The sequence below is a fragment of the Abyssibius alkaniclasticus genome (assembly GCF_020447305.1).
GTDB classification, from domain to species: domain Bacteria; phylum Pseudomonadota; class Alphaproteobacteria; order Rhodobacterales; family Rhodobacteraceae; genus Abyssibius; species Abyssibius alkaniclasticus.
Genome location: NZ_CP095732.1, coordinates 443,242 through 466,840, shown reverse-complemented (window position 1 = coordinate 466,840; position 23,599 = coordinate 443,242). Strand labels below are relative to the sequence as shown.

The following is a 23,599-nucleotide window of genomic DNA, read 5'->3' as shown; positions in this document are numbered from 1 at the left end:
GCTAATTGTCCCATACAATGATGGGGCGCACTTCAATCGTGCCATAGCGCGCGGTCGGGATTTTTGCGGCCCAGGCCAGCGCCTCGTCCAGATTCGCGCAGTCGAGCAGATAATACCCGCCCAGCACTTCCTTGGTTTCGGCAAAGGGGCCGTCGGTGACAACCGGCTTGCCGGCCTTCACGCGCACCGCACTGGCGGTGGCAATCGGCTGCAACGCATCGCCCGCCTTGAACACGCCCGCCGCCACCGCATCCTGGGTGAATGTGCCATATTGCGCCATCAGCGTTTGCTCATCAACATCGCTTGCGCCCTCGGCGCTATAGATCAGTGCCATATACTGCATGTGTCTCTCTCCTGTTTCATCGGGCAACAGCGCCCTGATACCATGATGACGCGCGCGCCTTCGCATTTTCGACAGGCGGGCCAAAAATTTTTCCAAAAACCTGCCCAAAGGCGTTAGGTTTTTGTGAATGCAACGCGAAGGCCCGATATGACCACGCCCAACCCCTATACGCAGCAGCCCGCCACTGCCTTCTGGCGCAGCGCCGTGGCTGAAAGGCATATTCTTGACATAGAGAATATCTGGCAGCCGCGTTTTGCCATAGATAAATCCACTCGCATTTCGACCTTCGGCTCGTGCTTTGCCCAGCATTTCGGGCGCGAATTGCGCAAGCGTGGCTTTGACTGGGTGAATGGCGAAATCGCGCCCCATGCGGCGTCAGAAGCCCTGCGCAAGAAATTCGGCTACGATCTGTTCTCCGCCCGCACCGGCAATATCTACACCACCAGCCTGCTGCGCCAATGGCTGCGCTGGGCGCTGGAAGACGCAGCCCAACCCGGCGAGGCATGGCAGGCCAATGGCCGCGTTTACGACCCGTTTCGCCCGGCGATTGAACCCGACGGCTTTGAATCGGTTGCTGAAATGCGCAAAAGCCGCGATGTGGCCGTGGCGGCCTTGGCCCATGTCGTGCGCCATTCCGATGTGTTCACCTTCACCCTTGGGCTGACCGAATGCTGGCGGCGCGTCGGCGGCGAGGTTGAATATCCGATCTGCCCCGGCACAAGTGCCGGCGCCTTCTCGGCGGCGAAATACGAGCATGTGCAGCAGGGGTTTGACGAGGTCTGGCGCAACCTGCGCCGCGCCATCACCTTGCTGCGCCGCGCGCGCCCGGGGCTGAAAATTCTGCTCACCGTCTCGCCCGTGCCGATGACGGCCACCGCGACAGGCGACCATGTGCTTGTGGCCAGCACGGCGGCCAAATCCATTCTGCGCGCCGTGGCCGATGCCGCCACCAAACGCTTTGATTTTGTAGACTATTTTCCGGGATACGAGCTTGTCAGCCAACCCCCTGCGCGCGGGATGTTCTATAGCGCCAATATGCGCAGCGTAAACGCGGTGGGGGTGGAATTTGTGATGCAGACCTTCCTGAAATCCATCACCCCCGCCCCAAGCGCGGCTGATGAATTCATCGGCGCGCTTGGCCCGCCCGAACCGGCGCGCAACCCCCTTGGCGCGGCCCCGAAACTGCCGCAAGCCGAAGAGATGGACGCGCTTGCCTGCGAAGAGGAAATTCTAGCAGCCTTTGGCCCGGATGGCGGGCGCGATGCATGAAAATCCTGCTGGTCGGCAATTCGCACAGCGCCACCCTGATGCGCGGCTTTGCGCATCTGGCCCCGCATTGCCCCGCCGTCAGCCTGACAGCTTTTGCGCATTACCACAGGTTTTTCGGGTTTTTCGCGGCGGATGAGGCGACTGGCCGCATTCAGATGACGCATCCAGCCATCCGCCACCGTTTCATCAAAACCCACGGCGGCGATGGCAGTTTTCGCCCGCTCGATTATGATGTCTGCATCATCATCGGCGGCTATTGGCTCTGGCCCGGCATGGTGCTTGGCCGCCATTCCCGCGCCTTCGAGGCGGCTTTGGTTGAAGAGCAGGTTGAAACCATGCACCCGATGGTGCTGCTGCGCAAAATCAGGGCTGTGTCGGATATTCCCGCGCTGATCATCTGCAACCCGTTCAGGGCCAGCCGTGGTGAGATGCTGCCCGATGCCAAGGCCGAACCAAACAACGGCGCCGCCCTCATCAACGCCGTGCTGACCCCGCGCCATGATGCGCGGCTGATCACGCAACCGCCCGAAACCCTGCTTCATCCGCGCCAGACAAGGCTGGAATATGCCGTGGGTGAAGCCATGTGGGGCAATTGGCCAAATTCCGGTTTTGAGCCTTATTTGTATGACGATATGCTGCATATGAACACCGCTTATGGCGTGCTGCTCATGCGCCAGATTCTGCGCGATCTGGGCCAAGAGATTGGCGCGGTCGACATCCCCCCTGCCGAGGGGCATTTGCCCTATGCGCAGAAAACCCGGCCCGGGCCGTAGCGGCCAAAACCCGGCAGGGGGTTTTAATTCGCCGCGCCCGCGCCTATGTGTGCCGCCTTGTGTGCAACTGCGAGGATGATATGGCCAGCGTGAACGAACTGATCTGGGATGATACCGTGCTGCCCTTCCAGCTGGACAGGGCCGATATGCGGGGCCGTATGGCGCGGATTGATGCAGCACTTGGCGAAATGCTGGCCCAGCATGACTACCCCAAACAGGTGCGCGAAGTGGTGGCCGAGGCGGTGTTGCTGGCCGCGCTCATCGGCCAGACCATGAAGCTGCGCTGGCGGTTTTCGCTGCAAATTCATGGCGATGGCCCGCTGCGCATGGTTGTGGCCGATTACTATGCCCCCAAGGCCGAGGGCGAGTCGGCGCGGATGCGCGCCTATGCCACCTTCGATCGTGACCGGCTTTTGCCCGAGGCCGCGCCCTATAGCCAGCTTGGCAAGGGCACCTTTGGCATAATGATCGACCAGGGCGAAGGCATGGCCCCCTATCAGGGGATTACGCCGCTGGTCGGCAGCTCGCTGGCCGATTGCGCCGAAACCTATTTCGCCCAGTCCGAACAGTTGCCCACCCGCTTTGCGCTGACGATAAGCGCCAGCGAAACGGCGGTGCGCGCGGGCGGGATCATGCTGCAACACCTGCCCAAGGCTTCGCCCCATGCCAATGGCGATGGCGGCTCGGCCGAGGGTGGCTTGCTGACCGGCGATGACCTTGTTGCCGGCGATGATGCCGAGAACTGGACCCGCGCCACAACCCTGCTGGCCACGGTGACCGCCCCCGAACTTCTGGGCCCGGCGCTGACGCCCGATCAGGTTTTGCTGCGCCTGTTCCACGAGGAAACCCCGCGGATTTATGATGCGCAGCCGGTGCGGTTTGGCTGCTCCTGCTCGGAAGCGGCGGTGCGCAAATCGCTGTCGATCTATTCGGCCAAGGACATTGCGACGATGACAACGGATGCAGGCACCGTCACCGCCGATTGCCATTTCTGCGGCGCGCATTACACGCTGGACCCGGCAAGTCTGGGCTTCGAGGCCGACAAGCAAGCCGATTAACCTTTGGCGGCAATGGTTAACATTGCCGCCAAAACGGCGCGATTAAAGTTACAATGTAGCTGCACTTTCGTGCAAAAAGCGCGCATTTCGTGCATTTCCGGCCCCGGCAAGCCCCCTTATTTTGCACCGTTAACCAGGTTAACGCCGGGCGGGCATGACTTGCGCAAAGGCCGATCATACCCCATCTTGAGCGCATGAACCGCCCCGATCCTTTCATGGCCGACACGGCCCGTCTGCGCCGCGCGCTGGCCTGTGCGAGCCCGCAGCCAAGCAGCGATTTTGATCTGGCGCCAAGCCTGCGCGCCAGCCTACCGAAGGGGCGCAAGCTGCGCGCGGCGGCGGTGCTTGTGGCCGTGCAGCCGGGGCCGCATGGCGCGCAGATTCTGCTGACCCGCCGCGCGCCGGGGATGCGCCACCATCCGGGGCAGGTGGCCTTTCCCGGCGGCAAGGTCGATGCGGGCGATGCAACCCCGCTGGCCGCCGCTTTGCGCGAAAGCCACGAGGAGATTGGCCTGCCGCCCGATACCGTAGAGGTGCTTGGCGCCATGCCCAGCCATGAAACCGTGACCGGGTTCGAGGTGGTGCCGTTTATCGGGCTGATTCCGGCCGGCTTTGCCCCGGTGCCCGAGGCGGGCGAGGTTGACGAGGTTTTTGCCGTGCCGCTGCGGTTCCTGATGGACCCGGCCAACCACGCCCGGCAGGCGCGCGTGTGGCAGGGGGTAAATCGCCCATATTTAACAATGCCTTACGGCCCGCACTATATTTGGGGGGCCACGGCGCGGATGCTGCAGGCCCTGTCTGTTGCCTGGGCGCGGGCGCAATGAAGCTGGCTGCGAAGCTGGCTGCCGACTGGCTGCACAGCCCCGAAGTGCAGGCGCTGTTTGCGCTGCTCGGCGGGGCAGGCCATAGCGTTCATGCCGTGGGCGGCTGCGTGCGCAACGCGCTGCTGGGCGCGCCGGTGGCCGATATCGACTTTGCCACCTCGGCCCCGCCCGAAACCGTTGGCCAACTGGCGAAAGCGGCGGGCCACCGCGTGCTGCCCACAGGCATTGCGCATGGCACGGTGACGGTGCTGATCGGGGCTTCGGCGTTCGAGGTGACGACATGGCGCCACGATGTGGCCACCGACGGGCGGCGCGCAACGATTGCCTATGCCGAACGGCTGGAGGATGACGCGGCACGGCGCGATTTCACCATGAATGCGCTGTATGTGGCTGCCGATGGCACGGTGCTGGACCCGGTTGGCGGGCTGGCGGATATTCGGGCCAAGCGGTTGAGATTTATAGGGAATCCTGCCGAACGACTGGCCGAGGACTATTTGCGTAGCCTGCGGTTCTTCCGCTTTTATGCCTGGTATGGGCAAGGCGCGCCCGATGCGGCGGCGCTGGCGGCGATTGCCAGGGCCGTGCCCGGCCTTGCGGGGCTTTCGGCAGAACGTGTGGGGGCGGAAATGGCCCGGCTGCTGGCCGCGCCCGCCCCGGTTGCCGCGTTGGAATTGATGGCGCAAACCGGCGTGCTGGCGGCCCTGCTGCCCGGCGCGGGCTGCACCCTGCTGCCTGCGCTGATGCAGGTGGAACAGGCCGAGGCCGCGCCGCCCGCCTGGCTGCGGCGCCTGGCGGCTTTGGGCAACAGGGCGGATTGGGCCGAAGGGCTGCGCCTGTCCAAGGCCGAGGCAGGGCATCTGGCCGCGCTGGCGCCTGCTGAGCGCGCGCGCAGCCATGCGGTTGCGGCACAGGAATTCGGGGCGGATGTGGCAACGGATGCCGCAGTGCTGGCCGCGGCGCGCGGCAAGGCCTTGCCCTTTGACTGGCGGGCCGAGATTGCGCGCGGCGCGGCGGCAAGGTTCCCGCTGCGCGCGGCAGATTTTCCGCAGCTTGCCGGCCCGGATTTGGGCGCGGCGCTGAAGGCTGCACGGGCGCGCTGGCTGGCAAGCGATTTGCGCGCCGATAAAGCCGTGCTTCTGGCGGGCTGACATATTCTGTGAACGCGGGCGAATTGACACGCCGCGCGGGCTTTGAAACTGTGCCGCGGCCTCAGCCCGAAGGAATGCGCCGTGCCGATAGACTCACTTCTCGCCCTGATTGGCATTCTGGTCGTGTCGGCCTGGACGCCGGGGCCGAACAACGCGATGCTCTCGGCCTCGGGGGCAAGTTTCGGGTTTCGTGCCACATTGCCGCATATGGCGGGCGTGGCCCTTGGCTTTCCGCTGCTGCTGTTTGCCAGCGCAATGGGCCTGGGGCAGGTGGTGCAGCAGGTTGACCTGCTGCGCGAGGCGATGCGCTGGCTGGGCGTGGCACTGCTGCTTTGGGTGGCATTCAAGATTGCCACAGCCCCGCTGCCCAGCCGCGATGCAGCCACGGCCAGCGGGCGCAAGCCGTTCACGTTTTTGCAGGCGGCGGCGTTTCAATGGGTAAACCCGAAGGCCTGGGCGATGGGCCTGGGCATAACCGCGCAGTTTGTCGATGGCAGGGCCCCGCTGCAAACCGGGCTGATTTGCGCAGGCGTGGCGGCATTGGTCGGCGTGACCTCGGCCAGCGGCTGGGCGGGGCTTGGCGTGGTGATGATGCGCTGGCTGCGCAGCGAGGCACGGTTTCGCGCCTTCAGCCTGATCATGGCCGCCATTCTGGTGCTGGGCGTGGCCGCGCTGATTTTCGGCTGAGCGCCGGGCCGCGCTACAGGCTTTGCCACCATGTATCTTGCGCCAGCGCGCGGCGCAGGTTTGTGCTGGTGAGCGCGGGCGCGGAGGTGATGTAGCGATGCGCCTCGGCGAGGTTTTCGCCTTGCAGGGTTTGCAGATAGGCAATGGCGGCGGGCAGTGTGAAGGGCTGCGCGGTGACATCGGTGAAATTGGGGGCAAGGTCTGTCCAGACGGCACCGTCATGGCCCGTGGCGGCGCACCATTTCTGCACCTGGGAAACGATCTCGGGCAGGCGGCCAAAGCATTCGGTTGCGCTGGCATAGCCGATTTGGTCAAGCGGGGTGCGTTCGCGCGCGGCAAGGTCGGCGCGGGCTTCAGCGAGGGTGGCGCGGCTCGAGGCGATGGCGTGGGTCGGGCAGGGCGTGCCGTCAACGGGGTCAAGGCAGACGACCAGCCCCATCTTGCGCTTGGGGGAGATGCGCGAAAACTCCATCGGCAGGGTCGGGCCGCCCTGCATGTGCCAGGGCAGGCGCACATGCGGGGCGAGATCGTCAAGATCCCATAACAGGCTGCCCCAGCCCAGAATGGCTATGGCCATTTGGCGACCGGGGGGAGCGACATCAGCACGGCTTCGGGGTTATGGCCGGTTTGAAGGCCGAACTGGGTGCCACGGTCATAGACGAGGTTGAACTCGGCATAGCGGCCCCGGCGGATGAGCTGATGCTCGCGCTCGGCCCCGGTCCATTCACTGTTCATGTGCTTTTCGGTGAGCGGAACGAAGGCGGCAAGAAAGGCGCGGCCAACGTCTTGGGTGAAGGCGAAATCCTCCTCCCAGTCTCCGGTGCAATGATCATCATAGAAAATGCCGCCCACCCCGCGCGGCTCGTTCCAGTGCTTGATCATGAAATACTCATCCGCCCAGGCCTTGTAGCGGGGGTAGTATGCGGGGTTGTGCCTGTCGCAGGCGGCTTTGAGCCGGGCGTGGAAAAACGCGGTATCCTCGGGGTTTTCGACCATCGGGTTGAGATCGGCACCGCCGCCGAACCACCAGCCGTGGGGTGTCCAGAACATGCGGGTATTCATATGCACGGCGGGGGTTTTGGGGCTGTTCATATGCGCGACCAATGAGATGCCCGACGCCCAGAAGCGCGGGTCATCGGCCAGCCCGGAAAGGCCGGGGCGGGCCGACATGCTGGCCTGTGCAGCCGCACCCAGCGTGCCGTAAACGGTGGAGATATTGACGCCGACCTTCTCGAACACGCGGCCGTCGCGCATGACCGACATGACGCCGCCGCCGGCATCGGCGCCATCGCCGCTATCGCGTTTGGTGGGTTTGCGCTGAAAGCGTGCGGGGGGCTGGGTGGCGTGGGGCCCGTCGGCAAGCGCATCTTCCAGCCGCTCGAAAGCGGTGCAGATTTCATTTCGCAAGCTTTCAAACCACGCGGCGGCCCTGGCCTTTTCCTGCTCCATTCTCACCCCTGCTTCCCTGTTCACGCTGTGGCAAATTCGCCGCAGTTTTCGGGTTTAGCGCGCAAAATATGCCAATGACAAGCAAAAGGGGCGTGACTGCGGCCAAAACACGCGCTATAGCGACCGGACCGCCGCAAAGTTATGTGCGGCGAATCCACCATTGGGGAGGAATGTTTATGACGTATTTCAAAGGATTTTCAGCGCGCAATAGCTGAGCCCTTTGTTGCGGGCTTTGGCCCGACGCGTCTTCACATTCCCTGAAATCGCACAATTCGGAGTGCAACCCAATGCTTTCTCATCTATATCATACGCAGCATCATTGCGCCGATTTGCGCACTGAGTCTGCTCATTACAACATTCGCGATGCGGCCGGGCGGTCTGTGGCCCTGTCGGCGCATCTGCGTGCCGATCTTGGGCTTGACCACGCCCCTGAAATGGCGCGCAAAGCCAGGTTCCGCCCTTGGAGGGGCTGGCGCATCGGCTTGCGCTGGCCGCTCTATGTGGAACGTATCGCACAGTAAATTTCGCCCAACCGGAGGCTTTTGACATGTTTCGGTATTTTGAAAACCTGATCGACCCCTATGCCAGCCATAAGGCGATAACCCCGCCAAAATCGCTTTGGCCCTATTTCAAGTGGCATTTGGCAAGTTACCGCCGCCTGCTGCCCTGGATGATTGGCGTTGGCCTGATCGTGGCGCTGATGGAAAGCGGGCTGATCTTCTATTCGGGCCGGGTGATTGACCTGATGGAAAGTGCCGGCACCGAAGCGGTATGGGCCCAGCACGGGCTGGAGCTGCTTTTGGCGGCCCTGTTCGTGCTGTTCGCCCGGCCCGCGCTGATTGGCCTGAACCATTTGCTGCTGGAACAATCGCTGGTCGGCAACATGCAGGAACAGGCGCGCTGGCGGGCGCATAAGCATATGCTGGGGCAAAGCGCGTCATTCTTCCAGAATGATTTTGCCGGGCGGCTTGCCAACCGCGTGATGCAGATGGGGCCAGCGACCGAGGATACGATTTACATGGCCTTCGAGGGGATCTGGTATGCGCTGGTTTATGTGCTGGGCGCGATCATTCTGCTGGCGGGCATGGATTGGCGCATCGCGCTGCCAATGGTGCTGTGGCTCATCGCCTATGTCTTTTATGTGCGCCATGTGGCGCGCAAGGTGGCGCGCGCGTCGGAACGCATGTCGGCCACACGCTCTATGGTGACGGGCCGCGTGGTCGATGCCTATACCAATGTGGAAAGCGTGAAGCTGTTTGCTGATGCCAGGCGCGAAGAGGGCTATGCCAAGACCGCGATGAAGCGGCACCGCGTGCGGTTCTTGCGCTTCTTGCGGCTGATGACCAGCCTCAGCTTTGGCCTTGCGGCCATGAATGGTGTGCTGATGGTTTCGGTGATCGGCCCGGCCATCTGGCTGTGGACCGAAGGCTTGGTGAGCATTGGCGCCACGGCGGCGGCGGCGGCGCTGGTGATCCGCCTGAACGGGATGACCGGCTGGATCATGTGGGTGACAATCCGGATGTTCGAGCATTTGGGCACCTTGCGCGAAAGCCTTGAAAGCGTATCGGTCGCGCATGGTGTGGTGGATCGGCCGAACGCGCCTGCGCTGATTGTAAGCAAGGGCGAGATTCGCTTTGAGGGGCTGAGCCACCATTACGGCAAGGAAAAGGGCGGGTTGGACAATATCAACCTGACCATTGCGCCCGGTGAACGTGTGGGGCTGATCGGGCGCTCGGGCGCGGGGAAATCCTCGCTTGTCAACCTGCTGCTGCGCTTTCGCGATGTGGAGGCGGGGCGGATACTGATTGACGGGCAGGATGTGAGTGCGGTGACGCAAGACAGTCTGCGCCGCCAGATCGGTGTGGTGACACAAGACAGCAGCCTGCTGCACCGTTCCGTGCGCGCCAACATTCTTTACGGTCGCCCCGATGCGAGCGAGGAGATGATGCGGCAGGCGGCGGGGCGCGCCGAGGCGCATGACTTCGTGCAGGGCCTGCAAGACCCGAAGGGCCGCATCGGCTATGACGCCTTTGTGGGCGAACGGGGGGTGAAGCTTTCCGGCGGGCAGCGCCAGCGCGTGGCGATTGCGCGGGTCATTCTGAAAGATGCGCCGATTCTGGTGCTGGACGAGGCGACGAGTGCGCTGGATTCAGAGGTGGAAGCGGCCATCCAGTCGACCCTGTTCGGGGTGATGGAGGGCAAGACCGTGATCGCGATTGCGCACAGGCTTTCCACCATCGCGCAGATGGACCGGATCATCGTGCTGGATGAAGGCCGCGTGGCCGAAGAGGGCACGCATAGCAGCCTGCTGGCGGCGAACGGGCTTTATGCCGGCTTCTGGAACCGCCAGTCGGGCGGGTTCATCGGGTTGGATGAGCAGGAGGCGGCTGAATAGCGGCTTTTGTGGCGGGCGGGCTGGACCCTTCCGCCACAAAGGGGCAGTCTGCCGCCATGCGCTTTTTTGAAAACCTGTTCGACCCGTTCGCCCAAGCTAGGGGCCGCCCGCCTTCGGGCTTTTGGGCCTTTATGCGCTGGGCCTATTCCGGCACGGGCAGGGCGATAAAGCTTCAGGCGGTGGTTTCGGTGGCTTTCGGGCTTTCGGATATTGTGGCGGCGTGGTGCGTGGGGCTGATCGTGGACCGGGTGGAGCTTGTGGGCGCGCCTGGGTTTTTCAGCGGCTACGGGCTGACCCTGGCGCTGATCATTGTCTTCATGCTGGTCATCCGCCCGCTGATCATGATGGCGCAGGCGGGGATGAATTCGCTGGCGCTGGGGCCGGGGCTGACACATATCGGCATCTGGCGGCTGCATAACCACACGCTGGGCCAGGACATGGCCTATTTCGAGAATGATTTCACCGGGCGGCTGGCGCAAAAGCAGATGCAGACGGCCACGGCGCTTGGCGATGTGGTGATGGAAAGCCTGAACGCGCTAACCTTTGGCGTGGCAATGGCGCTTGGCGCGATTGCGCTGCTGGGCGCGGCCGACTGGCGGCTTGGCGCGGTGCTTGGCCTGTGGCTGGGCCTGTATGTGCTGGTGCTGCGCTGGGGCCTGCCGCGCATCCGCGCGCGCGGGCGCGTGCGGGCAGAGGCGCGGGCCGGGCTTTCGGGGCAACTGGTTGATTCGCTGTCGAACATGGCGACGGTAAAGCTGTTCGCGCATGAGGGCGGCGAATTGGCGGCGGCACATGGCGCGCTGGCGCGGTTTCGCCATGCGGCGCTGGCCTTTGGCCGCATGACCTTTGCCTTTCGCGTGGCGATTGCGGTGCTGTCGGGGCTGTTGCCGATCTTCCTGATCGGGCTGTCGGTCTGGCTTTGGCAGGTCGGGCAGGCGGGGGCGGGGGTGATTGCCGTGGCGGCGCTGATTGCCGCGCGGCTAGGGGCCATGTCGGGCTGGTTTTCCTTCATGCTGATGGGGTTGTTTTCCAATATCGGCACGGTCGAGGACGGGATTGCCACGCTGGCCCGCCCGCCTGCTTTGGATGATGCGCCCGATGCGGTGGATATTGGCCGGGCCAAGGGCGCGGTGGCGTTTGAGGGTGTGCATTACCATTACGGGGCCGATGGCGGCGGCGGGCTGGCGGGGTTCGATCTGGCGGTGGCACCGGGCGAGAAACTGGCGCTGGTCGGGCGCACGGGGGCCGGTAAATCGACCGCGCTGTCGCTGCTGATGCGGCTGCGCGATGTCGAGGCGGGGCGCATCACGCTGGACGGGCAGGATATCCGCAGGCTTTCACAGGCATCGCTGCGGCGGAATTTTGCGATGGTCACGCAGGATGCGCAGATGTTCAACCGCTCGGTGCGCGACAATATCCGCTATGGCAGGCCAGAGGCGGACGAGGCGGCGGTGCGTGCCGCCTGTGAAGCGGCCGAGGCGCTGGAATTCATCGACGGGCTGGTCGACCATAAGGGGCGGCGCGGGATGGATGCGCATCTGGGCGAGCGCGGCGTGCGGCTTTCGGGCGGGCAGCGCCAGCGCGTTGCACTGGCGCGCGCCATTTTGCGCGACGCCCCGGTGCTGCTGCTGGACGAGGCGACGAGCGCGCTGGACAGTGAGGTTGAGGCGGCAATTCAGGACACGCTGGATGTGCTGACCAGCGGCAAGACCGTGATCGCGATTGCGCACAGGCTTTCGACCATCGCCAGGATGGACCGGATCGTGGTGATCGATGCGGGCCGCGTGGCAGAGGCCGGAAGCCATGCCGAATTGCTGGCGACGGGCGGCATTTATGCCGGGCTTTGGGCGCGGCAATCGGGCGGGTTTCTGGGGCTTGAGGCGGCGGAATAGATCAGGGCGCGTAGGCCGGTTTGGACAGGGCGGTGATGGCCTCGGCCAGATGTTCATCGGCGATGTGATGATCGCCGCGTTCGCTGCGGATGGTATGCGCCCTGGCCAGCACCTCGGCATGGGTATGGCCGGCGGGCGGCTCGAAGCGCCATGTGGCCAGTTCGATGAGCAGGCCGAGCGGGTCGCGGAAATAGAGCGAATCCATGAATCCACGGTCTTTCGGGCCATAGGCGGTAACGCCGCGCGCCTTTAGGTTGTCTTTTGCAAGCGCAAAATGCGACCGGCTGACATGAAAGGCGATGTGTTGGACATTGCCGGGATCCTGCGCAGCCTTGCCGCCCATCGGCTTGCGGGCCTCATCGGTGAAAATGGTGATCAGGCGGCCATCGCCTGGGTCGAAATAGAGGTGATTCTCGTCGGGATTGTCAAGATTGGGCTGCTCAAAGACAAAGGGCATTCCCAAGACCTCGCCCCAGAACTGCATGGATGTGGCGCGATCGGCCCCGGTCAGGGTGATATGGTGAACGCCCTGGGATTGGATGGGCTGCATGGCAAGGCTCCTGAAATTGCGGCTGGCCAAAGCATAGGCCCGCAGCAGGCAAGATCAAGCGGTGCTAGTCGCCAAGCTGGTCAAGCGCGCGCAACTGGTTCACCTCGGCCAGCAGATCGGCGCGGGCGGCGCGCGAAATCGCCAGCAAAATCTGGTCTTGCATGGCAATAAGCTCGTCGCGGCGGTCGCCCTCCCTGTCAACCGCCAACCCCTGGGCGACGGCCAGCAAAGCGGCCTTGTGGTCGCCGGATTTTTCGGCCAGCCTGGCCTGCAAAAGGCGGGTTTCGGGCGCGTCGCCCTGAAATTTGAGGCAGGTGGCAAGCGCGGCTTGCGACTCGGCCATGCGGCCAAGCTGCAACAGCGCGTCGGCACGAATGCGGTGCAGCGCCGGGGCCAAAGGGTTGAGGGTGAGCGCGAAATCGGCCAAAGCCAGCGCATCGTCGTAGTTTTCGGCCGGCATCAGCAGATGCGTGGCGATCTCTTCGGCCAGCGCCCAGTTGCGCGGCTGAAGCTGCATGGCCTTGGTATAAAGCCGCCGCGCCGCCTGAAAGGCATTGGCGCGCAGCATTTCGCGCGCGGCCTCGATCGGCAGGCGCAGGGCGCGTTGGCGCACCTCGCCAAACAGCAGATCGACCTCGTCAAACAGGTCATCGGCGGGGCCGTTATACAGCACGCGGCTATAAAGATAGCCCTCTTCCGCCGTGGGTTTGAGCCAGGCGGCTTTGGGGTGGGATGCGAAATGGCCGTCAAGCTGGTGGAAGTTGACAGCATGGGCCGCCGAAGCGCCGAAGCTTTGAAACTCGATCGTGTCCGACGGGTCGCGCGGCTCGGTCGTGCCGTAATCGGCCAGCAGGGCCAGCCCCGATGGTCGCAGATGCGCGATGATGTTTTCAATGCATGAAAGCGCGCCGTGGCAATGCATCATCGGGGTGTCGTCATCTTCGGGGACCGGGCCGATGGCCTCGGGCATGGGCAGGCTGGCAAGGTCGATATCGACATGCCGCGTCTGGATATTGAGCCGCTTGCGCAAGGGGATATGCCGGCCAAGATGGGCAATGCCGGGCAGGGCCAGATCGGCCTGCAAGGCTTTGGCCTGTTCGGCATCATCCAGCATACAGCGCATTTGCATCTGCCTGGTGCCGCGCGGGCCAAGCAGAAGGATCTCGGCGGGCAGACTGTCGAGGATATAGGAGGCGAAAACCCCGTCAAAGCCGCCGGCGAAACTTGCGGGCCAGTCGCCCGCCGCATCAAAGACCATGCTTTCCACCCGGCCCTGATGGGCGGCAAAAACGCCGTGTTCGGCCTGGGAGTCGAGCATGGTCTGGTTGCCATCGGTCACGACATAGGTGCAGGTGGCATAGATTTCCGGCGCCTGGTCTTTCAGCGCGTCAAGAAAGAGTTTGGCAAACAGGCCGGAGCCTGCGCCGATTTCAAGAAAGCGATAGGTTTGGCTGCCGCGCGCCTGGGCGGATTTGAGCAAAAGCTGCACGGCATCGGCTGAAAGCCGCCCGCTGGACGTGGCCCCGTAGGGCACATCGAGGCGCAAGAACACTTCGAGCCCGGAGTCCAGCCATGCGGCACGGGCAATGCGCAAGGCGGCACTGTTCCAGACGGGCTGGAAGCTTTCTACCGGATGCCCGGCAAAGGCGCCTTTTGCGACGATCTTGGCCGCATGATCCAAAGCGCGCTACTTGCCGCGCTTCTGATCGTAGGTTTTCAGCGCCTGATCGACCAGCTTCATGGTAATGCGTTCCTGCACGCGCGGATCGGCCATTTTGACCAGCTTCTTGGCGCCCTTGTCCATTTTGGCGAAACGGGCCTCCATTGCGGTGATGTGCTTATAGGATTTGGCATTTACGGTATTCTGGTCGCGCAGGTTGCGGTCGAACCGCTTTTCAAGCGTCGTGACATGCTTGTAGGTTGCGTCGGCGAATTTCTGAATCTCGGAAAAGGACGAATCAACGCGGCTTTCCAACTTGTTAAGGCGTTTTTCAATATCATCAATTTGTGCCATAAAAATTTCCTACTAAATGGATAGTGGAAACCATATTTTGCCCGAAATGCGCAAATCTGTCTAGGTTCTTGCGCTGCGCGCTTCTAGGCAAGCTCGGCCAGCAGCGGCGGGTTGCAGCCTTCGCGCGTGCAGTTGATGGCGGCGGCCTTGGCGGCGCGGTGCAGGATCGCGGCAAGGCGCTCGGCGCTAAGTGCTGCCAATGCGCCGGGTTCATCGAGGTTGAATTCCTGCATCTGGGCCAGCAGGCTGCCCATAAAGGTATCGCCCGCGCCAACGGTGTCGACCAGCGGGTTGGCGGCAATGCCGGGCTGGCGCTGCGTGGTGCCGTTGTGAAATGCAAGCGCGCCCTCGGCCCCAAGCGTGAGAACAAGCAGCGGGATGCGGTGCTGCGCGGCCAGCTTGGCGGCGGCCTCTTCAACCGGCGCGCCGGGCATGAGCCAGCCGATATCCTCATCAGAGAGTTTGACCATATCGGCGGCATCCAGCATCGCGGTCAGGCGGGCGCGGAAGGCGGGTTCATCGGCAATGAAGGCGGGGCGGATATTCGGGTCGATCGCGCAGAACAGCCCGCGCGCCTTGGCCACCTTGAAGCAGGCCGCCCAGGCCGGGCCATCATGCAGGCCGGAAAGCGCAAGCGAGCCGACCGAGAGGATGCGCGCCCCATCGGGCAGGGCAGCCACAAGGCTGTTGCCGGTAACGGCGCGTTCGGCCGTGCCTTCGCGGTAGAACTGATAGGCGGGCTGACCGTTTGACAGGGTGACAATGGCCAGCGAGCAGGGGGCGGCGGCGCGGGGCGAGAGCAGGACACCGCCATCGGCCTCGAAGGTTTGCGCCAGAATATCGCCGAACCTGTCATTCGAGATGGGGGTAAGATAGCCGGTGGGCTGGCCCTGGCGGGCGGCGGCGCGCGCCGTGTTATAGGGCGAGCCGCCGGCAATGGCGGCAAAATGCCCCGAAGGTTGCTGGATGAGGTCGATCAGGTTTTCACAGCCAACAACGATCATGTGTTCTGCTCCGGTTTGAAGGTGTTGCGCAGCGCGGCAAGGGCGCCGACCAGCAGGTTGATATCAATCCCTACAGCCACGAAATTTGCACCAAGGTCAAGATAATGCTGCGCGCGGGCCTGCTGGGGGGCCAATATGCCCGCAGACTTGCCCGCCGCACGGATGCGCAGCAAGGCGTCATCGATCGCCGCCAGCACTTCGGGCGCATCCGACTGGCCGGGAAAGCCCATATCGGCGGCAAGATCGGCGGGGCCGATGAACACGCCATCCACCCCGTCCAGCGCAAGAATCGCATCGAGCGCCGCCAGCCCGGCGCGGCTTTCCACCTGCAACAGCAGGCAAATGCCGGCATCGGCCCCGGCCATATAGCCCGCATCGCGGCCAAAATCCGAGGCCCGCGCCAGCCCGGCCCCCACCCCGCGCCGCCCCAGGGGCGGGTAGCGGGTGGCGGCAACCATCGCGGCGGCATGGGCGGCACTTTCCACCATCGGGATGAGCAGGGTCTTGCAGCCCGCATCCAGCACCTGTTTGACCATCCATTCCGCACCGACGGGCAGGCGCACAACCGGCGCGGATGGGCGCGCGGCCATCACGGCCAGCGCGGCGGTGATCGAGCGCAGATCATTGGGGGCGTGTTCACCGTCGACCACCACCCAGTCAAACCCGGCCCCGGCCACAAGCTCGGCCAGATAGGGGCTGGCATTGCCCATCCACAGCCCGATTTGCGGCACGCCACTGGCAAGGGCGGTTTTGAACGGATTTTCGGCTGCGGACATTTTGCTGCTTTCATTCGGGGCGCACAGAATGGCGTAAAATGCGCCCTGCTGTAAATGCCGCGCGGCAGGATTTTCCATGCAATGCGCAAAATCTGTGCTAGTTTGCATTCGGCTCAAAAATTGCATTGTGCAAGTTGGCCAGAAAGAAAGATAAAAGGGGACAAATCATGCGTGGAGTCGCGTTTCTGTTTTTCGTCACGGCGGTAATTTATGTGAGCATTGGCATGGCCTGGGGGATCATGATGTCGGCCACCAAAAGCTATGAGCTTGCCGGGGCACATGCGCATCTGAACCTTGTTGGCTGGGTCAGCACGGCGCTGTTCGGGCTGTATTACCATGTGGTGCCGGCAGCGGCGGAAACCAAACTGGCCAGGCTGCATTTCGGGGTGGCAACGCTGGGCGTGGTGCTGATGGTTCCGGGCATCGTGATTGCCATTCAAACCGACAATCCGGTGCTGGCGATCATCGGCTCGTTCCTGACAGCCGCCTCGATGCTGATCTTCCTTTACACGGTGGTGACAACACGCGCCCGCACCTAGCGGCGCGGCCACATGCGCGCCAGAAGGTTATCTTTTACCCAGAGCTGATGATAGAGCGCGGCGGCCACATGCAGGGCAACAAGACCCAAAAGGAGGTTTTGCAACAGAACATGCCCCGTGGCCGCTGCGCTGATCCCGGCGAACCAGCCGCTCATACCCGAAAGCGGCACGGCGAACAGCAGCACATAAATGCCCCAATGCACCACATGCCCGGCAAGCTGTTGCAGCCGCGGGCCTGCCGGGGCGGCGGGGGCGCCATTGCGAATGCGCAGCACAAGCCGCAGCACGGCCAGCACCAGCACCGTTATGCCGACAATGATATGGAGATTGCCCAAAAACAGCTCGGTCGTGCTGGGCGTGCTGCCGCGCCTGGCCGCGCGATACATGGCGTTCATGCCATCGGGCGCAATCAGGTTGAAAGCGATAAGCAGCAGGATCAGCCAATGCAGGATGATCTGGCTGCGGGCATAGTTTTGCGGTTTGCTCATTTTTGGCCCCATGCAGGATTTGTGCCGATAATACGCCGCACAGGGCCGGTTCCGTCGAGACTTATTTACATCGGGCGCGGGAATTTCCTGTAAAGCAGCTCGATTTCAGCAAGCAGATCGGCGCCAAGCCGCAGATCCGCCCCTTTGAGAATGCGTTCAAGCTGCGCCGATGTCGTGGCCCCGATGATGGAGGATGCCATTGTCGGGCGCGAGCTGCAGAAGGCCAGCGCCATATGCACCGGGTCGAGCCCGTGTTTCTGCGCAAGCGCGACATAGGCATCGGCGGCGTCCAGCGCCGATGGCGTGGCGCGGCCGCCAAGCTCGGGCTGGTTGACGCGGCGCGAGGGGGTGGGGATGGCATTGCCGGAATATTTGCCGGTGAGAATGCCCGCCGCCAGTGGCGAGAAGGCCAGAAGGCCAATGCCCTCGTGGTGGCAGGCCTCGGCGCAATCGGTATCATAGAGGCGGCAGAGCAGGTTGTATTCGTTCTGCACCGTGGCGATGGGCGTGCCGCCGGTGGCCTTTGCCATTGCCTGCCAGCTGGTCAGGCCCCAGGCGGTTTCGTTGCTTTGGCCAAAGGCGCGGATTTTCCCCTCGGCCACCAGATCGGTGACGCAGCCGACAAGGGCGGCCAATTCGTCGCGCGCTTGTGCTGTGTCCTGCTTTTCGGGTGCATAGCCCCAGTATTGGCGGAAGTGATAGGTGCCGCGGCTGGGCCAGTGCAACTGGTAAAGATCGACCGTTTCGGCCTGAAGGCGTTTGAGCGAGGCTTCGAGGGCGGCGCGCATCGTGGCGGGGGTGACGGTGGCGCCATCGCGCACCATGCTGCCGCGCCCGGAACATTTCGTGGCAATTTGCAGCGCATCGGCCCCGGCCCCGCGCGCCGCGCGCCAGCGCCCGATGATGGCTTCGGTATTGCCGATGGTTTCTTTCAGCACCGGGTTGACGGGATACATTTCGGCCGCATCCAGCAGGGTGATGCCGGCATCCACCGCCATATCGAGCTGGCGAAAGGCATCGGCCTCATCGGTGTTGGAGCCGAAGGTCATCGTGCCAAGGCAGAAATGGGTTGTGGTCAGGCCAGAGCGGCCAAGCGGGCGAATTTCCATAATGTCAGTCCTTTTTGGGCCATTGGTTTTGGGCGGCGGCGGCGCGGATGGCGGTGCCGTGGGCGTCTTTTTGCGGCGCGGCGGCGGGCAAGGGCATATCGGCACCCGAGAACACAATCGGCAGGCGGACCGAGCGGGTTTGCCCGTGGTCCTGCACCATGCCCCGCGCCAGCGCCTGCGGATCGGCCAAAGCCTCGGCCACGGTGTTGATGGGGCCGGCGGGCACGCCAGCGGCCTCCATCAGGGCCAGAATATCGGCGCGCGAATGACGGGCCATTTCGGCGGCGAGCAGCGGGATGATGATCTGGCGGTTTTTCACGCGGTCGGTATTGCGGGCAAAGCGCGCATCGGTATGGAACGCCACGCCCAGCTTTTCGCACAGATGCGCGAATTGGTGGTCATTGCCACAGGCAATGACAAAGGGCGCATCCGCCGCCTGAAACACCTGATAGGGCACGATATTGGGGTGGGCATTGCCCATGCGCCTGGGCACGATGCCAGAGGTGAGGTAATTGCCGGACTGGTTGGCCAGCACGGCAAGCTGCGTGTCAAACAGCGCCATGTCGATATGCTGGCCCTTGCCGGTAACGGCGCGCTGGGCCAGCGCGGCCTGGATGCCGATGACACTGTAAAGCCCGGTGAACAGGTCGGCATAGGCCATGCCGGGTTTCTGCGCCGCGCCATCAGGCTCGCCGGTGAGGTCCATGATGCCGCCCATTGCCTGAATGATGAAATCATAACCCGCGCGGGGGGCATAGGGGCCGGTTTGCCCAAAGCCGGTGATGGAGCAATAGACAAGCCCGGGGTTGGATGGCGCAAGGCTGGCATAGTCGAGCCCGAATTTCGCCAGCCCGCCAAGTTTGAAATTCTCGATGACCACATCGGCTTGTGCCGCCAGCGCCTTGACCATTGCAAGATCATCCGCGTTGCGGAAATCGGCGCTGACATCGCGCTTGCCGCGATTGGCGGCATGGTAATAGGCGGCGGCCCCATCGGGGGCAAAGGGCGGGCCCCAGTTGCGGGTTTCATCGCCCTCCGGGCCTTCGACCTTCACCACATCGGCCCCCATATCGGCCAAAACCTGCCCCGCCCAGGGGCCGGCCAGCACGCGGGCGAGTTCCAGAACTTTCAAACCGTGAAGGGGGGTCATTTCGGGCTGCTCCTGCTTGTTTGGCACAGTGCTAGCGGATTTGGCGGCGGGCTGCCAGCCTTGGCGGTGTTGTGCAGGCTTGTTGGCAGCGTGTGCGCGCCTTATGTCTGGGGCAACAAAAGGGGCGAAAGATGCGAATTTTACCGAAACGCAAGCCAAGCGTGGCCGTGATCCGGCTGAACGGGGTGATTGGCGGGGGCCGTGGGCTGGGGGGCGCGGGGCTGTCGGATGCCGCGCTGAAACCGGTGATCGAGGCGGCATTCCGCAAAAAGCCGGTGGCGGTGGCGCTGGCCATAAACTCGCCCGGTGGCTCGCCCACACAATCGGCGCTGATTGCCGCGCGTATCCGGCGCATGGCGGCCGAGGCTGAAATTCCCGTGCTGGCCTTCTGCGAGGATGTCGCCGCCTCGGGCGGCTATTGGCTGGCCACGGCGGGGGATGAGATTTTTGCCGATGACAGCAGCATTCTGGGCAGTATCGGGGTAATTTCGGCTGGCTTTGGCCTGCAGGAGCTGATCGGCAAGATCGGGGTCGAGCGGCGCATGTATACGGCGGGCGAAAGCAAATCCATGCTCGACCCGTTCCAGCCGGAAAAGCCGGAAGACCTGGAAAAGATGGATGTGATGCTGAAAGCCATCCATGAGAATTTCATCGCGCAGGTGCGGGCCCGTCGCGGGGCCAGGCTGAAGGAGGACGGGCTGTTTACCGGCGCGATTTTCGTCGGCCAGGCGGCGGTGGAAAACGGGCTGATCGATGGCATCGGCCATCTGGAACCGGTGATGAAGGCGCGCTTTGGCGACAAGGTGAAGTTTGTCGAACAAAAGCCCAAACGCGGCTTGCTGGCGCGCTTTGGCATCAAGGGGGCCGAGGCCGCGCCCGAAGCCATGCTCGCCGCGCTGGAAAGCCGTGCAATCTGGGCGCGGTTCGGGCTATAAGCGCATATGGTCAAGGTTGTCACATTCTTTTTGATCGGCATGATCATTCTGGGTATTTTCGGGCGGCTGAAAATGCCGCGCCTGCCCGGGCGCAAGAATGGCGGCGTGCTGGTGGCGAAATGCCCGAAATGCGGCGTGCCTGGCCCGGCCAAAGGCACCTGCCAATGTGGATACAAGGGGAAAAGATGAGCGCTTTGGTAACCGGGGGTGCGCGCAGGCTGGGCCGTGCGATGGTGCTGGAACTGGCCATGCGCGGCCATGATGTTGCCGTGCATTACGATCGCTCGGAAGATGATGCGCAAGCCACAGCCGCCGAGGCGCGCAAGCATGGCGTGCGGGCTATGGTTTTTCAGGCCGATCTGCTGGATGCCGATGCGGTGGCTGGCCTTGTGGGCCGCGTGACCGAGGCGATGGGCCCGCTTTCGGTGCTGGTCAACAATGCCTCGATTTTCGAATATGACACTTTGGCCAGCGCGAATGCCCAAAGCTGGGACCGCGCGATCGGCAGCAATTTGCGCGCGCCGATGTTTCTGATGCAGGCTTTTGCAGCCCAGGCCGGCAAGGGCGCGCGCGATGAGGCCGGCGAGCCGATTGCCAGCGCCAATATCATCAACCTGATTGATCAGCGCGTGCTGAAGCTCACCCCCGGATTTTGCAGCTATACGCTGGCGAAATTCGGGCTATGGGGGCTGACCCAGACCGCCGCGCAGTTTCTGGCGCCGGATATTCGGGTGAATGCCATTGGCCCGGGGCCAACCATGAAGGGTGCGCGCCAGAGCGAAGAACATTTCGCCACGCAGCGCGCCGCCGTTCTGTTGCAGCGCGGCGCGGATGACGGTGAAATCGCCCGCTGCATGGGGTTTATTCTCGACAGCCCCAGCATGACCGGCCAGCTGATTTGCATGGATGGCGGGCAGCATCTGGCGTGGAAAACGCCGGATATTCTAGGGGTTGAGTGAGACTCTTCGTGTGAATAACCGCATGGATTCCGGGGCTTTTTCGGCGCATGTAAATGAATTGTCCACCGGCGCGGGCGCGTTCACAGAACCGTCATATATTCTGTAATAATTTCAGGGGTTTATGTGATGTGGAAAATAATATCGTTAAAAATCAAGCCTTTAGGAATGTGCCTAATTTTTGTGCAAGGGGTTGAATCGCTATAAGATTCAGGGCGGCGCGACAATGTTACCCTATCTATGCACAAGGTTATCCACAGGAATCGTGGATGCCTTTTCTCTTGAAATCGCAACCCAGCGAAGGCAGCTAGTCAGAGAATCACCCGGAGCCGTTGATGACCGAGCCGACACCGCCCAAACCAAACGCCCCGCCCGTGACGGGCCATGCCTATATCAGGGCGTTCAACCGGCAGATTGACCAATCGCCGGGCGTGTATCGGATGCTCGATGCCAAGGGCGCGGTGCTGTATGTGGGCAAGGCGCGCAACCTGAACCGGCGCATCGGCAACTATGCCAAGCCCACGGGCCATTCGGCGCGCATCGCCAAGATGATTTCGGAAACCTGCACCATGATGGTGCTGACGACGAAGACCGAAACCGAGGCGCTGTTGCTGGAACAAAACCTCATCAAGCAGCTCAAGCCGAAATACAATGTGCTGCTGCGCGACGACAAGAGCTTTCCGAATATCCATGTCAGCGCGCATGATTTTCCGATGATTTCCAAGCATCGCGGCGCGCGCAAGGCCAAGGGGCAGTATTTTGGCCCCTTTGCCAGCGCAATGGCCGTGAACCGCACGCTGAACCAGTTGCAAAAGGCGTTCTTGCTGCGCAACTGCTCGGATTCGATGTTCGAGGGGCGCACGCGACCCTGTTTGCAATACCAGATCAAGCGCTGCTCGGCCCCCTGTGTGGGCAAGATCAGCCGCGCGGAATATGCGCAGACCGTGGACGAGGCGGTGCGGTTTTTAAGCGGCAAGTCGACCGATGTGCAGCAGGGATTGGCGGCGGAAATGGCCAAGGCGAGTGCCGAGATGGCGTTCGAGCGCGCGGCGGCGCTGCGCGACCGGATTGCCGCGCTGACCCTGGTGCAGGGCGCACAGGGCGTGAACCCGGCGGGTGTGGACGAGGCCGATGTGATTGCGCTGTTTCAGGAGGGCGGGCAGGCCTGCGTGCAGGTGTTCTTCATCCGCGCCAACCAGAACTGGGGCAACCATGCCTATTTCCCGCGCACGGGGGCGGATTTTGATAGCGGCGAGGTGCTTGAGGCGTTTTTGGGGCAATTCTATGCCAACAAGACCCCGCCCAAGCAGATTCTGCTGAGCGCCGAGCTTGACAATGCCGACCTGATGGCCGCCGCTTTGGGCGAAAAGCTGGGCCGCAAGGTGGATATTCTGGTGCCCAAGCGCGGCGAGAAGGCCACGCTGATCGAGGCCGCCTTGCGCAATGCGCGCGAGGAATTGGGCCGCAAGGTGGCGGAAACCGCCAGCCAGGCGCGTTTGCTGGAGGGGCTGGCCGAGCGTTTCGGGCTGGATGCACCGCCTGCGCGGGTTGAGGTTTATGACAACTCGCACATTCAGGGCGCATTTGCGGTGGGCGCGATGATCGTGGCCGGGCCGGATGGCTATATGAAATCGGCCTATCGCAAGTTCAACATCGCCGCCGACGGGCTGACGCCGGGCGATGACTTTGCCATGATGGACCAGGTTTTGCGGCGGCGCTTCGCGCGGCTGCAAAAGGAAGATGCCGAGAAGAAGGGCGATGGCTGGCCCGATCTGGTGCTGATCGACGGTGGCGCGGGGCAGTTGAGTGCGACTGTGAAGGTGTTCGAGGAATTGGGCGTGACCGGCGTGGCGCTGGTCGGCGTGGCCAAGGGCGAAGACCGCGATGCCGGCAAGGAAGAGTTTTACCGCCCCGGCAAGCCGGTCATGGCCCTGCCGCACCGCGACCCGGTGCTGTATTTCATCCAGCGACTGCGCGACGAGGCGCATCGTTTTGCCATTGGCACGCATCGCGCCAAGCGCAGCAAGGCGATTTCGGCCAGCCCGCTGGATGATGTGCCCGGCGTCGGGGCGGCGCGCAAACGGGCCTTGCTTGCGCATTTTGGCAGCGCCAAGGCCGTGGGGCGGGCGGCATTGGCGGATTTACGCGCAGTCGAGGGGATATCGAGCGCGATGGCGGAATCGATTCATGCCTTTTTTAACCCGACGGGATAAGGCATTAAGGGTAGGCGCATCTTTCGA

At 63.2% G+C, this 23,599-nt stretch carries 25 protein-coding genes; 14 read left to right on the top strand and 11 right to left on the bottom strand.

Annotated features, from left to right (window positions below; translation table 11 throughout):
- Nucleotide 1 precedes the first annotated feature (1 nt).
- Entirely contained in the window at nucleotides 2–343 is a 342-nt protein-coding gene (locus LGT41_RS02515; RefSeq protein ID WP_274128455.1) for a YciI family protein, read from the bottom strand.
- A 147-nt stretch (nucleotides 344–490) separates the two neighbouring features.
- Here LGT41_RS02515 and LGT41_RS02510 point away from each other — a divergent pair, with 147 nt between their 5' ends.
- The 6 genes from LGT41_RS02510 (at nucleotide 491) to LGT41_RS02485 (ending at nucleotide 6,102) form a co-directional block, all read left to right on the top strand.
- The gene (locus tag LGT41_RS02510) at nucleotides 491–1,612 is read left to right on the top strand and encodes a GSCFA domain-containing protein (protein ID WP_274128454.1); all 1,122 of its coding nucleotides are present in this window, start codon (nucleotides 491–493) and stop codon (nucleotides 1,610–1,612) included.
- Nucleotides 1,609–2,385 carry a hypothetical protein gene (locus LGT41_RS02505; protein WP_274128453.1) on the top strand — a complete coding sequence of 259 codons (777 nt, stop codon included), beginning with the start codon at nucleotides 1,609–1,611 and terminating at the stop codon, nucleotides 2,383–2,385. Before LGT41_RS02510 ends, LGT41_RS02505 begins: the two co-directional genes overlap by 4 nt.
- Nucleotides 2,386–2,465: 80 nt before the next feature.
- Nucleotides 2,466–3,443: an Hsp33 family molecular chaperone HslO gene (gene hslO, locus LGT41_RS02500; protein WP_274128452.1), complete on the top strand. Its 978-nt coding sequence runs from the start codon at nucleotides 2,466–2,468 to the stop codon at nucleotides 3,441–3,443.
- Between the two features lie 194 nt (nucleotides 3,444–3,637).
- Nucleotides 3,638–4,267 carry a CoA pyrophosphatase gene (locus tag LGT41_RS02495; RefSeq protein ID WP_274128451.1) on the top strand — a complete coding sequence of 210 codons (630 nt, stop codon included), beginning with the start codon at nucleotides 3,638–3,640 and terminating at the stop codon, nucleotides 4,265–4,267.
- Entirely contained in the window at nucleotides 4,264–5,415 is a 1,152-nt protein-coding gene (locus LGT41_RS02490; protein ID WP_274128450.1) for a CCA tRNA nucleotidyltransferase, read from the top strand. The genes LGT41_RS02495 and LGT41_RS02490 overlap by 4 nt, the downstream gene beginning before the upstream one ends.
- Before the next feature lie 81 nt (nucleotides 5,416–5,496).
- Nucleotides 5,497–6,102 (top strand): LysE family translocator, encoded by a 606-nt coding sequence (locus LGT41_RS02485; protein ID WP_274128449.1) that lies wholly within the window; start codon nucleotides 5,497–5,499, stop codon nucleotides 6,100–6,102.
- Nucleotides 6,103–6,115: 13 nt separating this feature from the next.
- Here LGT41_RS02485 and LGT41_RS02480 read toward each other — a convergent pair whose 3' ends face one another.
- On the bottom strand, nucleotides 6,116–6,679 hold the full coding sequence (locus tag LGT41_RS02480; RefSeq protein WP_274128448.1) for a hypothetical protein: 564 nt from the start codon (nucleotides 6,677–6,679) through the stop codon (nucleotides 6,116–6,118).
- Complete coding sequence (hemF, locus tag LGT41_RS02475) at nucleotides 6,670–7,551, bottom strand: oxygen-dependent coproporphyrinogen oxidase (RefSeq protein WP_274128447.1); 882 nt, start codon at nucleotides 7,549–7,551, stop codon at nucleotides 6,670–6,672. The genes LGT41_RS02480 and hemF overlap by 10 nt, the downstream gene beginning before the upstream one ends.
- A 287-nt stretch (nucleotides 7,552–7,838) precedes the next feature.
- Here hemF and LGT41_RS02470 point away from each other — a divergent pair, with 287 nt between their 5' ends.
- From LGT41_RS02470 to LGT41_RS02460, 3 genes are read left to right on the top strand one after another with little or no spacing between them, the layout of a single operon-like run.
- The gene (locus tag LGT41_RS02470) at nucleotides 7,839–8,072 is read left to right on the top strand and encodes a hypothetical protein (protein WP_274128446.1); all 234 of its coding nucleotides are present in this window, start codon (nucleotides 7,839–7,841) and stop codon (nucleotides 8,070–8,072) included.
- A 26-nt stretch (nucleotides 8,073–8,098) separates the two neighbouring features.
- Nucleotides 8,099–9,946, top strand: coding sequence for an ABC transporter ATP-binding protein (locus LGT41_RS02465; protein WP_274128445.1), 1,848 nt, complete (start codon nucleotides 8,099–8,101; stop codon nucleotides 9,944–9,946).
- Between the two features lie 56 nt (nucleotides 9,947–10,002).
- Nucleotides 10,003–11,838, top strand: coding sequence for an ABC transporter ATP-binding protein (locus tag LGT41_RS02460; protein ID WP_274128444.1), 1,836 nt, complete (start codon nucleotides 10,003–10,005; stop codon nucleotides 11,836–11,838).
- Nucleotide 11,839: 1 nt separating this feature from the next.
- Here LGT41_RS02460 and LGT41_RS02455 read toward each other — a convergent pair whose 3' ends face one another.
- From LGT41_RS02455 to LGT41_RS02435, 5 genes are all read right to left on the bottom strand, one after another.
- Nucleotides 11,840–12,388 (bottom strand): VOC family protein, encoded by a 549-nt coding sequence (locus tag LGT41_RS02455; RefSeq protein ID WP_274128443.1) that lies wholly within the window; start codon nucleotides 12,386–12,388, stop codon nucleotides 11,840–11,842.
- Nucleotides 12,389–12,452: 64 nt separating this feature from the next.
- Nucleotides 12,453–14,069: an SAM-dependent methyltransferase gene (locus LGT41_RS02450; RefSeq protein WP_274128442.1), complete on the bottom strand. Its 1,617-nt coding sequence runs from the start codon at nucleotides 14,067–14,069 to the stop codon at nucleotides 12,453–12,455.
- A gap of 6 nt (nucleotides 14,070–14,075) precedes the next feature.
- Nucleotides 14,076–14,402: a hypothetical protein gene (locus LGT41_RS02445; RefSeq protein ID WP_274128440.1), complete on the bottom strand. Its 327-nt coding sequence runs from the start codon at nucleotides 14,400–14,402 to the stop codon at nucleotides 14,076–14,078.
- A gap of 83 nt (nucleotides 14,403–14,485) precedes the next feature.
- A complete protein-coding gene (locus tag LGT41_RS02440; protein WP_274128439.1) occupies nucleotides 14,486–15,406 on the bottom strand; it encodes a carbohydrate kinase family protein in 921 nt (306 codons plus the stop codon).
- Entirely contained in the window at nucleotides 15,403–16,182 is a 780-nt protein-coding gene (locus LGT41_RS02435; RefSeq protein WP_274129647.1) for an HpcH/HpaI aldolase/citrate lyase family protein, read from the bottom strand. The genes LGT41_RS02440 and LGT41_RS02435 overlap by 4 nt, the downstream gene beginning before the upstream one ends.
- Nucleotides 16,183–16,349: 167 nt before the next feature.
- Here LGT41_RS02435 and LGT41_RS02430 point away from each other — a divergent pair, with 167 nt between their 5' ends.
- Entirely contained in the window at nucleotides 16,350–16,721 is a 372-nt protein-coding gene (locus tag LGT41_RS02430) for a hypothetical protein (protein WP_274128438.1), read from the top strand.
- On the opposite strand, the gene LGT41_RS02425 is transcribed toward LGT41_RS02430, so the two are convergent.
- The 3 genes from LGT41_RS02425 to LGT41_RS02415 all read right to left on the bottom strand — a co-directional run bounded on the left by LGT41_RS02425 (nucleotide 16,718) and on the right by LGT41_RS02415 (nucleotide 19,468).
- Nucleotides 16,718–17,209, bottom strand: coding sequence for a cytochrome b (locus tag LGT41_RS02425; protein ID WP_274128436.1), 492 nt, complete (start codon nucleotides 17,207–17,209; stop codon nucleotides 16,718–16,720). The genes LGT41_RS02430 and LGT41_RS02425 overlap by 4 nt on opposite strands.
- 65 nt (nucleotides 17,210–17,274) lie before the next feature.
- Complete coding sequence (locus LGT41_RS02420) at nucleotides 17,275–18,318, bottom strand: aldo/keto reductase (RefSeq protein ID WP_274128435.1); 1,044 nt, start codon at nucleotides 18,316–18,318, stop codon at nucleotides 17,275–17,277.
- A 4-nt stretch (nucleotides 18,319–18,322) separates the two neighbouring features.
- The gene (locus LGT41_RS02415; RefSeq protein ID WP_274128434.1) at nucleotides 18,323–19,468 is read right to left on the bottom strand and encodes a CaiB/BaiF CoA transferase family protein; all 1,146 of its coding nucleotides are present in this window, start codon (nucleotides 19,466–19,468) and stop codon (nucleotides 18,323–18,325) included.
- A gap of 131 nt (nucleotides 19,469–19,599) precedes the next feature.
- Between LGT41_RS02415 and LGT41_RS02410 the strand changes: the two genes are divergently transcribed.
- From LGT41_RS02410 to uvrC, 4 genes are all read left to right on the top strand, one after another.
- On the top strand, nucleotides 19,600–20,403 hold the full coding sequence (locus LGT41_RS02410) for a S49 family peptidase (protein WP_274128433.1): 804 nt from the start codon (nucleotides 19,600–19,602) through the stop codon (nucleotides 20,401–20,403).
- A gap of 6 nt (nucleotides 20,404–20,409) precedes the next feature.
- On the top strand, nucleotides 20,410–20,592 hold the full coding sequence (locus tag LGT41_RS02405; protein ID WP_274128432.1) for a hypothetical protein: 183 nt from the start codon (nucleotides 20,410–20,412) through the stop codon (nucleotides 20,590–20,592).
- On the top strand, nucleotides 20,589–21,362 hold the full coding sequence (locus LGT41_RS02400) for an SDR family oxidoreductase (RefSeq protein WP_274128431.1): 774 nt from the start codon (nucleotides 20,589–20,591) through the stop codon (nucleotides 21,360–21,362). Before LGT41_RS02405 ends, LGT41_RS02400 begins: the two co-directional genes overlap by 4 nt.
- Nucleotides 21,363–21,694: 332 nt before the next feature.
- Nucleotides 21,695–23,572 (top strand): excinuclease ABC subunit UvrC, encoded by a 1,878-nt coding sequence (gene uvrC / locus LGT41_RS02395; RefSeq protein WP_274128430.1) that lies wholly within the window; start codon nucleotides 21,695–21,697, stop codon nucleotides 23,570–23,572.
- The last annotated feature ends 27 nt before the right edge of the window (nucleotides 23,573–23,599 follow it).

Coding starts and splice junctions, on each gene's coding strand:
- uvrC (WP_274128430.1), top strand. CDS start 21,695: ATGACCGAGCCGACACCGCCCAAACCAAACGCCCCGCCCGTGACGGGC.
- LGT41_RS02490 (WP_274128450.1), top strand. CDS start 4,264: ATGAAGCTGGCTGCGAAGCTGGCTGCCGACTGGCTGCACAGCCCCGAA.
- LGT41_RS02425 (WP_274128436.1), bottom strand. CDS start 17,209: ATGAGCAAACCGCAAAACTATGCCCGCAGCCAGATCATCCTGCATTGG.
- LGT41_RS02480 (WP_274128448.1), bottom strand. CDS start 6,679: ATGGCCATAGCCATTCTGGGCTGGGGCAGCCTGTTATGGGATCTTGAC.
- LGT41_RS02440 (WP_274128439.1), bottom strand. CDS start 15,406: ATGATCGTTGTTGGCTGTGAAAACCTGATCGACCTCATCCAGCAACCT.
- LGT41_RS02415 (WP_274128434.1), bottom strand. CDS start 19,468: ATGACCCCCCTTCACGGTTTGAAAGTTCTGGAACTCGCCCGCGTGCTG.
- LGT41_RS02420 (WP_274128435.1), bottom strand. CDS start 18,318: ATGGAAATTCGCCCGCTTGGCCGCTCTGGCCTGACCACAACCCATTTC.
- LGT41_RS02445 (WP_274128440.1), bottom strand. CDS start 14,402: ATGGCACAAATTGATGATATTGAAAAACGCCTTAACAAGTTGGAAAGC.
- LGT41_RS02515 (WP_274128455.1), bottom strand. CDS start 343: ATGCAGTATATGGCACTGATCTATAGCGCCGAGGGCGCAAGCGATGTT.
- LGT41_RS02460 (WP_274128444.1), top strand. CDS start 10,003: ATGCGCTTTTTTGAAAACCTGTTCGACCCGTTCGCCCAAGCTAGGGGC.
- LGT41_RS02405 (WP_274128432.1), top strand. CDS start 20,410: ATGGTCAAGGTTGTCACATTCTTTTTGATCGGCATGATCATTCTGGGT.
- hemF (WP_274128447.1), bottom strand. CDS start 7,551: ATGGAGCAGGAAAAGGCCAGGGCCGCCGCGTGGTTTGAAAGCTTGCGA.
- LGT41_RS02435 (WP_274129647.1), bottom strand. CDS start 16,182: ATGTCCGCAGCCGAAAATCCGTTCAAAACCGCCCTTGCCAGTGGCGTG.
- LGT41_RS02465 (WP_274128445.1), top strand. CDS start 8,099: ATGTTTCGGTATTTTGAAAACCTGATCGACCCCTATGCCAGCCATAAG.
- LGT41_RS02495 (WP_274128451.1), top strand. CDS start 3,638: ATGAACCGCCCCGATCCTTTCATGGCCGACACGGCCCGTCTGCGCCGC.
- LGT41_RS02470 (WP_274128446.1), top strand. CDS start 7,839: ATGCTTTCTCATCTATATCATACGCAGCATCATTGCGCCGATTTGCGC.
- LGT41_RS02510 (WP_274128454.1), top strand. CDS start 491: ATGACCACGCCCAACCCCTATACGCAGCAGCCCGCCACTGCCTTCTGG.
- LGT41_RS02400 (WP_274128431.1), top strand. CDS start 20,589: ATGAGCGCTTTGGTAACCGGGGGTGCGCGCAGGCTGGGCCGTGCGATG.
- LGT41_RS02505 (WP_274128453.1), top strand. CDS start 1,609: ATGAAAATCCTGCTGGTCGGCAATTCGCACAGCGCCACCCTGATGCGC.
- LGT41_RS02430 (WP_274128438.1), top strand. CDS start 16,350: ATGCGTGGAGTCGCGTTTCTGTTTTTCGTCACGGCGGTAATTTATGTG.
- LGT41_RS02410 (WP_274128433.1), top strand. CDS start 19,600: ATGCGAATTTTACCGAAACGCAAGCCAAGCGTGGCCGTGATCCGGCTG.
- LGT41_RS02455 (WP_274128443.1), bottom strand. CDS start 12,388: ATGCAGCCCATCCAATCCCAGGGCGTTCACCATATCACCCTGACCGGG.
- hslO (WP_274128452.1), top strand. CDS start 2,466: ATGGCCAGCGTGAACGAACTGATCTGGGATGATACCGTGCTGCCCTTC.